Annotated in this window: 11 protein-coding genes and 1 pseudogene; 4 read left to right on the top strand and 8 right to left on the bottom strand. The window is 29.8% G+C overall.

Annotated elements, in window-relative coordinates:
• On the top strand, window positions 1–383 hold a 383-nt coding region (locus K324_RS0103535; RefSeq protein WP_156906960.1), incomplete at its 5' end, for an ISAs1 family transposase.
• Between the two features lie 100 nt (window positions 384–483).
• Here K324_RS0103535 and K324_RS16605 read toward each other — a convergent pair.
• The 8 genes and pseudogenes from K324_RS16605 to purH all read right to left on the bottom strand — a co-directional run bounded on the left by K324_RS16605 (window position 484) and on the right by purH (window position 12,961).
• A pseudogene (locus K324_RS16605) lies at window positions 484–1,592 on the bottom strand (ISAs1 family transposase).
• Between the two features lie 577 nt (window positions 1,593–2,169).
• On the bottom strand, window positions 2,170–4,695 hold the full coding sequence (locus tag K324_RS0103525) for a hypothetical protein (protein ID WP_026747943.1): 2,526 nt from the start codon (window positions 4,693–4,695) through the stop codon (window positions 2,170–2,172).
• The gene (locus tag K324_RS0103520) at window positions 4,688–6,427 is read right to left on the bottom strand and encodes a hypothetical protein (protein ID WP_026747942.1); all 1,740 of its coding nucleotides are present in this window, start codon (window positions 6,425–6,427) and stop codon (window positions 4,688–4,690) included. The genes K324_RS0103525 and K324_RS0103520 overlap by 8 nt, the downstream gene beginning before the upstream one ends.
• Window positions 6,427–8,145, bottom strand: a complete 1,719-nt coding sequence (locus tag K324_RS0103515) for an Hsp70 family protein (RefSeq protein ID WP_026747941.1) — start codon at window positions 8,143–8,145, stop codon at window positions 6,427–6,429. Before K324_RS0103515 ends, K324_RS0103520 begins: the two co-directional genes overlap by 1 nt.
• Before the next feature lie 2 nt (window positions 8,146–8,147).
• Window positions 8,148–9,701: a hypothetical protein gene (locus tag K324_RS0103510; RefSeq protein WP_026747940.1), complete on the bottom strand. Its 1,554-nt coding sequence runs from the start codon at window positions 9,699–9,701 to the stop codon at window positions 8,148–8,150.
• Window positions 9,702–9,717: 16 nt separating this feature from the next.
• On the bottom strand, window positions 9,718–10,953 hold the full coding sequence (locus tag K324_RS0103505; protein WP_026747939.1) for a hypothetical protein: 1,236 nt from the start codon (window positions 10,951–10,953) through the stop codon (window positions 9,718–9,720).
• 331 nt (window positions 10,954–11,284) lie between these two features.
• Window positions 11,285–11,416 (bottom strand): hypothetical protein, encoded by a 132-nt coding sequence (locus tag K324_RS16515; RefSeq protein ID WP_269472631.1) that lies wholly within the window; start codon window positions 11,414–11,416, stop codon window positions 11,285–11,287.
• A 24-nt stretch (window positions 11,417–11,440) separates the two neighbouring features.
• Complete coding sequence (gene purH, locus K324_RS0103500) at window positions 11,441–12,961, bottom strand: bifunctional phosphoribosylaminoimidazolecarboxamide formyltransferase/IMP cyclohydrolase (RefSeq protein ID WP_026747938.1); 1,521 nt, start codon at window positions 12,959–12,961, stop codon at window positions 11,441–11,443.
• A 220-nt stretch (window positions 12,962–13,181) separates the two neighbouring features.
• Between purH and K324_RS0103495 the strand changes: the two genes are divergently transcribed.
• From K324_RS0103495 to K324_RS0103485, 3 genes are read left to right on the top strand one after another with little or no spacing between them, the layout of a single operon-like run.
• A complete protein-coding gene (locus K324_RS0103495) occupies window positions 13,182–14,198 on the top strand; it encodes a hypothetical protein (RefSeq protein ID WP_026747937.1) in 1,017 nt (338 codons plus the stop codon).
• Between the two features lie 31 nt (window positions 14,199–14,229).
• Window positions 14,230–15,021 carry a hypothetical protein gene (locus tag K324_RS0103490; protein WP_026747936.1) on the top strand — a complete coding sequence of 264 codons (792 nt, stop codon included), beginning with the start codon at window positions 14,230–14,232 and terminating at the stop codon, window positions 15,019–15,021.
• A gap of 39 nt (window positions 15,022–15,060) precedes the next feature.
• Entirely contained in the window at window positions 15,061–15,738 is a 678-nt protein-coding gene (locus K324_RS0103485) for a hypothetical protein (protein ID WP_026747935.1), read from the top strand.
• The last annotated feature ends 48 nt before the right edge of the window (window positions 15,739–15,786 follow it).

The following is a 15,786-nucleotide window of genomic DNA, read 5'->3' as shown; positions in this document are numbered from 1 at the left end:
AAAATCTGAAGTCGATAATAATGGTGGAAAATTATCGTGAAACTGGTGATGATGAAACAAGGGGAAAAAGATATTATATATCCGATCTGGAACTTTCGGCGGAAGAATTTTTAAAAATAATAAGGGAACACTGGGAAATAGAAAACAGTCTTCATTGGGTACTGGATGTTCACTTCAGGGAAGATTTATCTCTGAGTAAAAAGGACAATGCAATAATAAATTTTTCGACGGTAAGGAAATTTTGCTACAATTTAACAAAATTTGATGAGAAATTGAAACATTTGACATTAAAAAGAAGATTGGCCAACTATCAATATGACGTAAAAAATATTGAAAACCTGGTAATCTCTCTCTTTAACTGTCCCTTGACAACTGAAAAATGAAAATTTTAACATGCGATTGCCCTAGCAATAGTACACGACAAACGCATGAATATTTTAAACCATTTCTTTGTATTTAACCAATTTTTTTACACTAACATTTCTATATATCAAAAAATAATTTTAAATATCTCCTTACATCTAGCGATATAATATATCTTCTTATTCTTCTGCTAAATTTCTTTCTAAATGGTAGCTCTTCCAGTATTGATATTGACAATTTTCTTAGAATATTTAAGTTTCTAGCCGCATTTTTGTTTAATGTCTTATTTACAGCTTCTCTAAATGTTACATCCAATATCCAATGATAACTTTCTATTGCCCAATGTCCTCCTGCTATATTCGTTATGTAATACCTTTTCTGTTCCTGCTTTTTTCCATTTTCTTCTATTGTTAAAATTAATGCACCTATCCCGTTTACTTCTTTCCATTCCTTATTTCTTTTAATAAACCATTCTATTTCTTCAGTATAGTAGTAATATTCCCTCGTTTCCAGCCGTCCTCTTTGCTTTTCTGTTTTTTTACTGTAATTCCTTTGACCCTTTAATTTTTTTCTGAATCCCTTGTCAGCAAAGTAATCTTCTATATCTTCTTTTAAAGCCTTCTGGTTTCTTTTTACCTGAAGACAGAAAATATCCCTTCTTCTTTCTATATGATTTCTTTCTGGGTTCCTATCGCATCTATTGTAACTATGCACTCCTTTACTGAGATTTTATCAAGTAGCCTTAGTATTGCTTCTATTTCATTCCCTTTTCCTTCACCCGCCACTTGTGAATAACAAATACCATCTTCTTTGGAATACGCAGATACTATGTCTAATGGACTATTATTTTTATTTTTCATCCCATTTAAAAATTTCCCGTTAATATTCAGTATTTTTCTTATTTTTTTATCTTCCCCGGAAATTTTTAGCTCCATCCATTTTCTCAAGAGAACTTCTGTCACTTCAGGCTCTATTGTAGCCATAACTCTTTGAATCGTATCATGCGAAGGTATGCCGTTCAGCAGTTCTAGATATCTTTTTAATGCCTTGAAATACATCTTTCCAAATTCTTCAATCTCTTCCCAGTATTCAATATTTTCAAGTATAGCAAAAAGATTAATTACAACAATATCATTCAATTTATGCTTTATTTTAGAAATTTGTTGCTTATCCTCTATTTTAGTAATATATATCAGCAATTCTTTCAGATTTTGAGTATTTTCCGACATTTTTACCAGCTTCTTTCCTAAAGATATGTCAATAATATTATACCTCTTTCGTTTGTCGTGGCAATAGTAAATGTCACTTTTTATGAAAATATTATGAAATGTATAGTTTCAGTTCAATATCATACATTTCTTTTGAGCTTTTCCCATTAAAAAGTTTTCTTGGCTAACTATTCATCCAGTCTTCTATTCTCTTTATTTGCTCTTATGTCAATAAAAACTTTTCATCTAAATAAGCAAGAAATATCCAATATATAAACACAAATAACAAACTATTTTCCAGCATATTTAATAGACAAAGCAGAACAGATAAGTGTACAATTAACAAAAAAGGGAAAGTAATCCTACCAATCAAAGCTTTATTCACGTCTCAAAAAAATAGAATCACTTTCCTATAATGATATTTATGTTTTTAATCACACACAATAAGAAATATTCAATTACTTCTTCTCATTCATTGCTAACGTAGAAATAATCAGTCCCAAATATTTAAAGATTTCTCATGAAAGAGATTGAAACTATACTCTTTATAAAATACCGAAGACTTCTGTCAAAATTGTGACTGAATTCTTTTAACTTATTATATACTCAAAGAATCTATCGAGCAATATACTGATATATCATCAATTACAACATTAATTTGTTCTATCACATTCTTTACTTCATTTGTTAATTGAATCTTTCTTATGAATTTTTCTGCCATTTCTCGTAAAAGACTTGCACGTTTAATCAATTCTGGATTTGTAATTGTATCAGATTCCCTAGCATTTAATGTCATCTCTAAAACTTTATTAATTAATGATAGGGCTTTTACAACAATATGCTCCTTAACATCCTCATTATCAAAGCGAACCGAAATAGAGTAAATAAAATCTCTAATCATTTCATAATTTTCTGACAAATCTTCATTGCACTCTAGCAAATATTCAAACATTGATTTAATCAACTCTGTGTTGCTCTGAAAATCCGTAATATTATTCTTATAGAGATTAATCTTTTCTGATGATAAATCAAATAACCTATTCAGGGCAAGTATTTTTATATCTTCATCAAAATGTGAAAATTCAACAATCCTAAACAGAATCCTACTTTTAGTTTCATTTTCTAAATATTCTACTGACTTTATTATTGCTCTGATATCTTTATATTTTTCCTCGTCTAAATGTTCTAGTACTTTTAAGTTGTCTTCTTGATATTGATTTTGTGGTTCTTGCTTTTTAGATGCTTTATCCATATAAGTCATTAATGGTGAGTAATCGATAGCATTGGTGCTTTGGTTTACCCTTATAAGTTTCAAATCCGACAACTCTTGAAAATAAAATTCTTCATTCTCTGCCTTATATTCCTTTGGTTCCTTCATAGACAAGAAAACAGCAGTTTTCTTTGATATTTGTAAAACATTATGTATTTCATAATATCTAGTTGCCATCATCAAAAAATTCTTTGTAAACTCATCTTCAAAACATTGTACAAAATTATCATACAGATATCCTCCCAGTCCTTCTGCTGGACCTGAAAACTTTAGTTTTTTACTTGATAGCTGACCTATTTGATAGTATGCTTTCGCATACCAAATTAACAATGGCAAACCATTAGTTAGATTATGCATTTCTGTAGCAGATATTTCTCCATTCCATTTTTCATCTCCAAAAATATAATTTGTCATTTCAGTGCATTCCATTTCATTTAATTGTTCAACTATGATATCCTTTGACTCTTTTGATGTAAATCTTGTAGTTATCAAAAACTTAATCAAATTCGGATTTAACGAATCTTTTAATTTTTGAATTTTTTCTCTGGATTTTGTTGGCAAACTCTCATAATCATCTATAATGACCAATATCGCATGTGCTTGATTAGAATAGTTCTTGATATACTCTTCCTTTTCCTCAAAAGGCAGCCCTTCCTTTTCTTGTGAATGAAAAGCTGCATAAATGCAACTCACAATTTCATCATAATTGCTTACATCACTTTTAATATCATTAAAATTGCTGTAATTTTCTGCATTTATACTTCTTGAATAAATTTTTGTTTTAGCAGATAAAAAAATAATTCTCTTAAGTTCAAAACGTTCCCTAATTCTATCTAATATGCCATCTTCATTATTAAGAACTCTATTCATCCACATGAATACAGCACTAGTTTTACCAACACCTCCAACACCTCTAACTGCTCCATATGCCATATTCCCAACAATAAAATCATCCAGTTGTTTCTGAACCGACTCATGAATCGAAGGATAATAATCCTGCTCAAACAATTCATATTGTGAAAACCTATTTAACGTGATTCCATTTTTTCCAATCTTTCTATTTTCTTTAGGAAAATAACTTATCAATTCTTTAGGAAATTCATCAAGATATTTTACCGAATCACTAGCATATTTAGTTCTATACACATATGCCATTTTAAAAGCAAGTGGTGATGTTTCTATATCCATTAACATTAGAAATAACTGTTCCTTATCGCTATATGTAATAAATGGTGACACCTTAATAAAAGTATCATCAATCATAATAAACAAATCACCTTCTCTTATATCATTTTGTTTATTAATCATTCTTGATTTCATTTGCAGTTCTGAAATTTTCATAATTCCATTTTTATTACCAAACTGTTTTACCAACATTTCACCATTCTGTTTCATACTAGCTATATAAAAGAAATCATTCTCTTCCTGATATAATTTGCGTACCACTTCACTACAAAAATCATCTATAGCACCGATTTTCATCAATTCACTATAACAATGATTACATTCAGAATTTAAATTGTTTGCCTCGTATTTATCAAATGTTGTATGACCAAATCTGAGGTTTCTACCTTCTTTATATAAATTGAAAATATCTACAATATTTTTATTTAATCCCAATCCAGCATTTAGTATCTTAATTAATTTCCCAGTTTCAGGTCTTTGTAAACACGTAATAACCGTATTAATCTTATCCTCACTCATTGATAAATATTTTATATCCCATGTCACAGCTATAGTGAGTATAAGATAATAATCCATTTTAATTTTGTTATAACAAGCAACATCCGTATTTCTATCTTCAAAATCATATTGGATAATCAAATCATCCAATTCCTTTGTAATTCTATCCATGCAAGTTTCCCTCCTGCATTAACGGTATTCCTTGTCCCGTCAAGCGACTTACCACATTATCAATTCTATTTGACAAATCCATATTGGTGTTTTTAAATTCAACGAATAGGTTCCACATGAACTTCATATATCGCCTTTCGTAATTATTCTTATCCATAACACTTTCCAATATTTGAAGAACAAGTGATGTATTCCTAGCCGTACATTTTGTTTTTTCAAATGTCTCAGTCATCTTGTCATATCCAAGGAAGTCAAAAAGCAATTGATCAAACTTCACATCATATATCGCTACTGTATGACCGACTTGAATAAATTCTCCTATATTTCTTAAACATGTTTTAAGTTCATTTGATACAATACCATATTTATCTTTTATTTTAATACAGTTTTCGTACAAATACTTTCTTACAATTTGATTTTTTCCTGTCCGGTTTAGGTTTCTAACTGAACTTAATATTGAATGTACACTATTTCCATCATACTTCAATACTTTATTGATAAACATATCGATATGTTCATCTGATATAATCGCAAGCACATAAGCATACATAAGTTTTTGAGTTTCATCTGAACACATTGACATCCGTTCTATAAGAAACGGAATTGCACTACCATTTGAATCAAGATTTCCTATTGCTAGTCCATATATTTTAATATCTTCTAAACTTACACTTGTATTTCCTAGTTTTTTCATAAACATATTTTGTATCTCTAGTCTATACAGTTTTATATCCTTTGATTGAAGAGAAATTTCACGGTAATCTTTCTGAGAACCATAAATTTTACTATGTACTTCCTTCAAAATAGAATCTTTTTGTTCTGGAGTAGATTCATTTATTCTTTTTGCTATTCCATTATCCTCTTTTTCTATAAATAATCTTTCTATCCTCTTTCTCTTTGCTCCATTAAAACCTTGTATCCCCCTAAAGGCCTCATACAATTTTCTACGTTCTTTCTCTGGTGCATTTTCCACCTTTTTCTTAACCGCATTAAAATACTTTCTATCTGTATCTGAACCTATAAAATCTGATTTTTTTAACATCGAAAATGCACTCTGATAGTTTTCAGAATTTGAGCCATAAAGCAAACGTTTCATTACAGTAAATCTTACCTTGTCATCATCATAGTCAATATACAAATCTCTAATAACTTCATCTAATTTTTCATTCTGTCTAATATGTGCACACGCTGATATTAGCAAAACAATCTGATATTTCCACATATTCCAATTGACTAACATATGGTTCATGCTAAGAATATACTCTTGGTTACCATTAACAGCATCAGCTATTGCCTGTGCCCAAATTGCAACTTTTTTTTCATTGTTATAAAAACTTTTTTCATTATTTTTTGTTGCATATACAAAGCATTGAAGTGGCTGTTTTCCTTTTTTAGACATAACAGTCATTTTACGTTTCAACTCACCTAAAATAACTTCATCCTCCAAAGACGAAGACATTTCTACTAACATCATAAAGTCTTGCACATCTTTTTCATCAAATATCTCAGTAAACAAATTCTTTGTTCTATATTTTACAGATGAGCCAGAAACTTGAAGTTTGGGCTCATATGTTCCCATATTTAAATGAACTGTCTCTTTTTTATTTTCCAGCATTGCAGATGCTTCCGCTGGTGTTTTACAATTAAGTATATCCACTTGATCCGCTTTACTTAATAGACCAAATTTCAATTGATCCTTAAAAGGCAATTGACTTATTCTTATTGCCATCATCAATCCTCCTCTGTATTAAACTCGAATGGTGCCTCACCATCTACAGACGCATAAATTGTAATAAGCTTATTTGCATCTATTTTATATGAAATATCTATAGTTGTTCCGATATTTACCATCTCGCTGAATTCTACTGTCTTTTTTCTTAGCAAACGCATTCCACAATCATAAACGCTACGACCTTCATATAACACTAAATTCATTCGACTTTGTGATGATGTCTTTAATTTTACATTTGAGTTTTTTAGCAAACAAGGATAGCTTTCATCTTTTGAAATTATCTCAACTGGCATTTTATCCTCTACATCGATATAATAAGACATCCCCATTCTTTTTGTTTCTGATATATCAATGTTTGCTCCGCTTATAATCTCTTCCTGTTTTTCTGTTTCAAATTCTCTTGTTATTATTTCAGTTTCCTCGTCATTATTTCTTGTACTCATTTTCTTCTGCAATGCCTTAGATATTTCAGCAGTACCTTCTGGAGTCTGAATTACCAAAGAGAGTGCTACACCTATTGCAGTACAATATAGTGGTTCTTTTGCCACAATTACTGGTTTTTGTATTACAGATTTAATCGTATTGGAAATCTGATCATAATTTGCCATTCCACCCGTCAAATAAATACAGTCAATATCCTTAGGAGATAAACCATTATCTGATAAGGTTTTTCTTATAATTCTTTTAATCGACTGATTTGTTCCATATTCTTCCTTACTGTTAAGTAATCCGTCTAACGCAATATCCATCTGTTTCTTTGAAATCGAAATTTTAAATGGCTCTTTTTGGGATAAATCTATTCTCAATCCCTCAAAATCACATGTAAACTCGTATGTTCTTGACGCATTCTCTTTATTGCACAAAAATTTCTTTGCATCTTCCGTAATAAGAAGCATTCTTTTTTCTAGTATTATTAAATCTTGTTCTGGAACTTCATGTTCATATAATTCATAGTGGTTCAGAAAATCAGCCATAAATTTCTTCATCATCTCATAATCAAATTTTGCCCCTGCGAATTCATCATGTTTAGCTGGCTCATATGGAGTACTAGCTTTTAAAACATTATTAGCTTTATCTTGTGAAATATCACTAATAATTATGTCCATAGTTCCTCCACCAATATCAATTAGCATAATAGTATTTTTATTGCTTTGAACCATATTAATAAATTGATTTTCGTTTACAACAAGATTAACAAGTGCTGCAAAAGGTTCCTCCGTTGTTCTCACCAATTTCAAATCTTTATAACCTAATTCAAAAAGTGCTTGTTTTGCTGCGTTTTCAGTATCGCTACGTTTATCCTGACTAAATGCAGCCGGAACAGATATTCTAACACTTGCGTTTGATCCTCCATCTTCTACAATTTTTGCAAAGCAAACCTTTAATATTTCTTTAGACACCTCTTGTGGAGTATGTTCATTGTATTGATCCTTTCTTAAACTACCTCCTAAATCTATTTTTGCATTAATGTAAACTCTTTCTGGATCAAAATGAATTGCTTCCTTTGCATATTCACCTACTATTATCCTTCCATCTTTAGCAAAATAAACTGCTGACGGTAGTAGTTCAGTTTCTTTAATATCATCTAACTCACTTATGGGCATATTAACTAATTTAAGTTTTACATATTTCCATTCTCCTCCTTCTTTTGTTGCTTTTACAACAACAGTATGGGTTGTACCCAAATCAATACCATAAAACGCCTTTCTTCCTGCCATAGTTACACCTCCTCAGCTAATGGATGTAATATCACAGAATTTCCTACTCTATATCCTGGATACCTTATTTCTGCTTTTCCAGATACTTCTTTATCCAATCTGTATTTACCCTTTTTTAAATCCACATCATTAGCTTCCGTATCTATTTCTCCAACAATATCAATTCCACTAATATTCATTATTTCAAATAAGTTTTTAAGGATACGTTTTATATCTTCTGTTTTCATTTCATCATTCGAATATGCTATTCTATAAAGTTTCCCCAAAACATGATCATATTTTTTGCTATCAAGCAAAGAAATAAATTGAGAAAGCACTTCCTTTTCAGTAATTTCAACCCTCTCCTCTAGTTCAACTATTTTTTCTTGTAATTCATCTATCTGTCTTTCTTTTTCATTTAATGCGACGTGTTCCATTTCTGATGAATGATATTTTTTTCCTCCAGAATTTCGACTTGAAAAATCTGCTGTTTCGATTTTTTCAAGTAACACTCTATGAAATTCTTCAACTATATTTTTATTGTTCAATAATATAGGAGATTCCAGTCCATCCTTCATCCTTTCAAATTCATCATCAAAAAAATATCCATTGGCAAATTTCATACCCTCTCTTTTCCACACATCATTTACTTCTCTTAATCCGAATTTAAAATTACCTTTTTCAGTATTCTCTATTGCTGCTATTAATATGACTGCATCCTTGTACAACTGACGCACGACCTTACCATCTTTTATGTTTTTTATACTAAAACATGCAGCACTCATATATGGTTTTTCATTTTTTTCAATAAAAGAATAAACTTTATCTGAATACGGCACGCCTTCAAAAGTTTCATTCCATGTATTCTCCAAAACATCTGAGAATCTCTTTTCAGTATCAGTTATCGCCAATTTACAGAGTAAAATATCTATCAGAGCCATATATTCTGTTTCTGTAATTTTTGTAATATTTAGACTATTAAACAGATTTTTTCTAGCTGATAAAGCCATTTTTTTTTGTTCGTTAATATCTGATAATCTCTCTACAATTTCGGAATATGGTTGAATATCACTATCCTGAAATCTTTTAAGAAAAGATATTGATTGCTGTTCTAACTCACCATTTACAAAATATATCTCTAAACACTTATTAATCACATCATAAAGCTTTGTTCTATCGCTTATGTCCTTAAATATTTCAAAACATTCTTTTACTAGAACCATTCTGTTAGTTATTCCCTGTGATATTCGAGTTTTAATATAATTCTTTACTGCAGTGTCCTGCATATATTTAACCGAATTGAATTTTTGTATTTCTCCATCATGTACATATCTTAATACAGGGTGATATTTTTTAGAATACTCAAGCACTATTTTATCAAAATGATAACTCGGCATATATACATTCCATAAATCGCTAAGATTCTCAGCATAACCACTTTCTGAAGGATAAACAGCATTTTCTAAAAGCCAATCGACTTGTAAATAGAACAAACCTTTTTCTTCATCTGAAATCCCATATATTTTTAACATTCTATCTGCAACAAAATTTTTCTCATTTCTACTTCTTTCTCCCATTACTAACCTCCTCCAATTAAATAATATCTATTGCTTGAATTTTTTTATTACTTCGTTCACTTCTGAATTGAACAAATAATTTATCTTCCGTTTCAACACTATTTTTAGAATAAATATTATCCATCACCCTTTTTCTCAAGTTTAATGATAAATAATCCCGATGATAAAAATATTTTTGAAAATCTATACCAATAATGAATCCATAATTTCTAGACTCTACATATTCATATATGTAGCCAGACTTTTCTTCTTCAGAATCACCCTTTTTATTTTCTGTATAGCATTGCAAAATTCTTTTCATACATGATTCAAATCTCAAATAGTAACTTTCAACAGTATCTGGTAAATAATTTTTAAGAAGATTTATTTCATCAATTGTGTTTTGTACATTACCTAAGTCCTCATTATTTCCTTGCAAAATCGTGTTATTTCCATTTACAAATAAACCAACTAATCTTATTGCCAAATGTCCCATATTATACATATTAAAGATATAAATATAAGAATCCAGCAAATGTCTAACATTCCATTCTGAAATATTCATTTCCATTAACAAATCAAAATTATTGTATTTTACAGCATAAAAAAGATACTTCCACCACAACGTAATATAATATCTGTCATCCACATACCTCCTATTTTTTCTAAAAAAATCTTTAAGTAAATAGAAACAGAGTACATCATTATCAAATTCGTCTGCCACAAGAATAAAATCTCTGCATATATCTGGATCGTTTCTTTTTTTTAGCCATCTTTTACTAAATATTTTATATGCTGATGAATTATCATGTTGTTTATAGGCTATCATACCACATAATAAATCCTTATCCTCATCAGAGACATTGTTAATATTTAGAATTTTGTCAATCACTTCATCATATACATTCAAAGCTGCTCCTAAATTAAACGCATCCGCTATTTCTCTTCTTATATTTTCATCTTCTATTTCTTGAAGTATTCTCAGAAAATCATCCCTTCTATATTCAGCCAGATCAAACTTGAAAGCATTAATATTCTTATTGACCTGTTTGATTATTTGTCTTACAAGTCCTATATTTCCTTCTGTATTATTTTTTATGATTATATCTGAAATCTCGTATTCTTCGATAAATCCATCCTCATCAATTCCTACCATTATTCGTTCATTACTATCAATCTTTATCTGTATCAATCGACCAATTTTCTCATCTCCGTTACCAATACAATAATTAAAATACTTACCTAATAATCGAAATACGGCTTCAACTTTCATCTTTTCATCTCCATTTTTTGCAAGGTTATTTTTCTTTTATACACTTTCTTTTTTTATTCTTTCATCTTTTAATTTTTGTGCATCTTCCAGGATTGACTAGATATTCTCAAACTTAATTTTCCCTTCTATATCCCCTTCTAAATACAAAGTATCGGTTCTTCGTTCCTTAATTTCCCATTTTTCTTAAATCTCTAATATTTTTAAATATCTGTTCATAATTTACCTCACTGATACAAAAAAGACACAATCTCTCCCTTTGATTTGGTGAAAGACTGTGTCTAATAATCAATACTTCAACTTACTAGCATTCTACAGTCCCTATAGTTTTGCATCATACAGTTTCCTGTATTTTAGCATGATACAAATCTAAAAAAATTATACTCTTTCGTTCGCAGAATGTCAAGCCAAATCTTGGTAAATTGTAATAGTAAATTTCACTATCTTTCTTATTACTTTCCTTCATCTACATGTCCTAAATATACCAGTCTTAATGTTTAAAATGTCTAATTCCAGTAAATACCATTGTCATTCCGTGTTCATCGGCAGCTTCGATTGACTCTTTATCTCTAATTGAGCCACCTGGCTGTACTAATGCTTTGATACCGTATTTTGCAGCTTCGTCTACACAATCTCTGAATGGGAAAAATGCGTCTGATGCCAAAACTGCTCCTTCTAGTGAATCCAAGTCCCCTTTGGCATGTTCAAGTGCGTGCTGAGTTGCCCAAATTCTGTTTGTCTGCCCTGTTCCAACTCCTGTTGCCGCTCCATCTTTTACGACCACAATTGCATTTGATTTTACGTGTTTTACGACTTTCATTCCAAGTTCCATATCTTTTAATTCTTGCTCTGTTGGCTGTTTTTTTGTTACAACTTCCATATTGTCAATCATCTTCTGATTTGTCTGCTGAACTAATATTCCGCCATCAACTTTTACATATTCCACTTTATCCTGCGGTTTTGCAACTTCGCATTTTATTACTCTCAAATTTTTCTTGGATTTTAATATTTCAAGAGCTTCATCAGTAAATGCTGGGGCAATTACGATTTCTAGGAAAATTTTGTGCAGTTCCTGTGCAGTTTTTGCATCAATTTCTCTATTAATCGCAACGATTCCGCCAAAAATTGATACTGGATCACAATCATGAGCTTTTTTGTAAGCCATGAAAACATCATCTGCAACTGCCACACCGCAAGGAGTCGAGTGTTTTACAGCACAGCAGGCAATTTCATCAAATTCATTTGCCACTTTCCAAGCAATATCCATATCCCTGATATTATTAAACGACAATTCTTTTCCATTTAACTGGACAAAATCCTTCATGCTTCCATTTTCGGTAATTGAAACATAGTATGCAGCCGACTGGTGAGGATTTTCCCCATATCTCAAGTCAAATTTTTTTTCATACGAAACATTCAAGTATTTCGGATACTCCTCTTCCATCAAGAAATTAGAAATAGCCGCATCATAAGCCGATGTCAAGTTAAACACCTTCCCAGCCAGTCTTTTTTTCGTTTCAAATGAAACTTCCCCATTATTTTCAATTTCTTCCATAACTTTCGCATAATCTTCTGTTTCACAGATAACTGTAACGTCCTTGAATGATTTTGCAGCCGAACGAAGCATTGTAGGCCCGCCTATATCGATAAATTCGATTTTTTCATCAAAAGTCTTATCTGTCTGAACTTCCCTGAAAAATGGATAAAGATTAACAACAACATAATCAATTGTTTCTATTCCTTCTTTTGCAATCGTATCCATATGTTCCTTATTGTCCCTAATCGCCAAAATTCCACCATGAATATTCGGATGTAATGTTTTTACCCTACCATCCAGCATTTCCTTAAACTTTGTAACTTCCGAAACATCTATCACGGAAAGCCCATTTTCCTTCAAAAACTTGTAAGTCCCTCCAGTAGAAATAATTTCCACACCTTTTTGATTCAAAAACTGTGCAAATTCCAATATCCCAGTCTTATCAAAAACACTAATCAAAGCTCTTTTTTTCATTCGGCATCATTCCTCCAATATATTTTGTTAATTTATTTTATCACAAACCCTTGTATTTATCAAGGTTGTGTAATTATTAACTTTTTTAAAATTGTAAATTTAAAATTATTATACAATAATCTATAAAATTAACTACAATTTAATTCCCTTATAAGCAAAAAAAAAAAATAGTATAATTAAAAGGAAAATATAACTTTAAAACAAATAAGGAGGTTTTTTTATGGGATTTATTAATCCATTTCAAATTTACTCTAAAGGAGAGAATACTATTACAAATAATATTCTATTACTTCTATCAAATTTATATAGAATAAATCCAAAAATTTATGAATTATTTATAAACAGTGTTCTTCCAGAAAATATCAATTATGAGGTTATCCCTGTTTTTACACAACAAAAATCACAAAAGGAAGGAGGGATTATCGACGGGCATATTCAGACAAAAGCAACAAAAATCATTATTGAAACCAAAATTACAGGATTAGATAATACAAAAAAACTTATTAATTACTGCAAAAACGAAAATTTAACTGAAACAAATATATTAATTCACATAAGTGATTCTACCTTTGATGAAACTACCATAAAATCTATAAATCAAAAAATTGGAATTTATAATTTTAATTTTGTTTCAATAACTTTTTCCGAATTAATTTCTTCTCTTCAGGAAATTGCGGACGAATATCCTTTTAATGAAGAACTATACCGTTTATCCAAAGATTTTTATTATTATTGCAGTTCAATGGATCTAATAAAAAACGTATTCAGAATCGTTCCATGCAATAAAAGTTTTGAACTAAACGAAAAATATCATTTATACTTCCAACCTGAATCCAGAGGATATTCAAACCATCAATTTACTGGAATATATACTGCAAAAGAAGTGAAATATATTGGAAAAATAAACAAAGTTTTTTTGGCTGAACTTACAGAAGAAGGAAAATTAATTACTAAAAAAATTTCAGGCAATGGGGAAATTACTAGCGAGGAGGAAAATAGAATTATCAATACAATAAGGGCATTCCCAGAAATTTATGGCTATGGCGATATTTCAAAAGGACATATCTTCTTTTTATTTGATGATAATGATTTTTGTCCAACAAAATTTAAAAAATTAACTTCAAGAGGATTAAGAAAAAATAAATACTATGAATTAAAATCCCTTTTAAATATTGAAAATATAGAAAATTCATCAACTTTAGAAATTGCGGAAAAATTAAATGATATTACTTGGTAAAAATAAATTTTTAAAAGATTGGAGAAGAATTATGAGAAAATTGTTGTTAATTTTAAGTTTGTTCGTTATAAATATTGTTGGGTTGGCTTATGAGAAATGTAATCCTAAAACAATCTATGAAATTAGTGTAAATGATTTAAATGGAAGTTATTTCGGACAAAACAAAAAAGATGGAACAATTATGATAAAACTTGGTAAAAATGCTAATAAAGTACAGGCAATTCACTTTGATGAAAATAGGATTTTAAATAATTGTATTCTTGATCCCAAAATAACAGAATTTCATATTGAACATGGTTTATTTATCAATGCGATGTATGCTGAAATGATGGATGGTGTATATAATAATAATCAAGACATAAAAATAGATTATAATTCGTGTCTTGATAAAAATCATCAATTTTGTAAAATTTCTAAAGATGCAGATATTAACGGAAATCCTGTGGGAATTTCATTTAATCAAGAAGTTCAGGATATTGAAATTTATGGAAATATAGTTGACGTTGAAAAAAGAAATGATTATAAAAAAGTAATAATAGGCGAAGATTATGAAGAAGATGATATTCCTGTATGTGCAAGTAAAAGTATTAGTGAAGAAAATTGTAAAAAAGAAAAATTCATAGTAAAATCTCCAAATGGTTATGCCAATCTTACTAGAAAAGCGTATGATAATTCGACTATTCGTGATAAAATAAAAAATGGAACAATTGTAGTCATAGATCCAATTGATATAAGTCCTTTTGATGTTGAAGGAGTATATGTTGAAGTTTTAGGACAACATAAATTTGGATACATTAATTGGAAATATTTGAAAAAGAAATAGTATTAAACATTTTAAATTTAAAATTTAGGAGAAATATAAATGGAAAATAATAATGTTGAAAATAAAAATTTAGTAAAAATTCTAATTGGAATAATAATTGCTCTTGTTCTGGTTATAGGATTTATCATCATAGGTGGTGGTATTTACCAATTTGTAAGTATGAAAAATAAAATAAGCGAGATGGAAAAAGTTCAAAAGGAACAAGAAAAACGACAGTTGGAAAATCAAATGATGGCTTCAGTACAAACTCAGGCTAAAGAAGACAACAAAAAAAGTGAAACCAAAACCAACGAAACTAAGACTGAAACTAAAGAAGTCGATCCATATGAAAGAAGATTTACAGCTTCTGATATGAATGATACTCTTGTGGAAATTAAAGGTGTAAGAGATGGAAATAAAGTGTTAGTGCGTGTTTTGGAAGGAAAAAATAAAAATAAAAAAGGATATATTAATTTAAAAGGTTTTAAAAATATAAGCAGTTCTTCTTTAAGAAAATTAATTGGGAGCACTTGGGCTGCAACTGGCGTTAATAACGGAGTCGAAATGGAATATGGCTTAATTCTTCATCGTCCTGGTTCAGATATATATAGCTTTAATTTAAATAAAGTATTAATAGATTACAAGTTATCTGGACACGATTCAGCAGTAAGGTACGACTGTGAGCGTGACACAGCAAGAAATTTTGTACAAGGTTATGATCCTTCAGCTTGCTATTAAATATTCAAAAAAATACTCAGACAACCAATCACACCATTGTTTGAGTAT

The sequence above is a fragment of the Leptotrichia trevisanii DSM 22070 genome, from assembly GCF_000482505.1.
In the GTDB taxonomy this organism is placed as follows: Bacteria; Fusobacteriota; Fusobacteriia; order Fusobacteriales; family Leptotrichiaceae; genus Leptotrichia; species Leptotrichia trevisanii.
The sequence above is the reverse complement of the archived record's forward strand: the minus strand, read 5'-3'. Positions and strand labels throughout refer to the sequence as shown.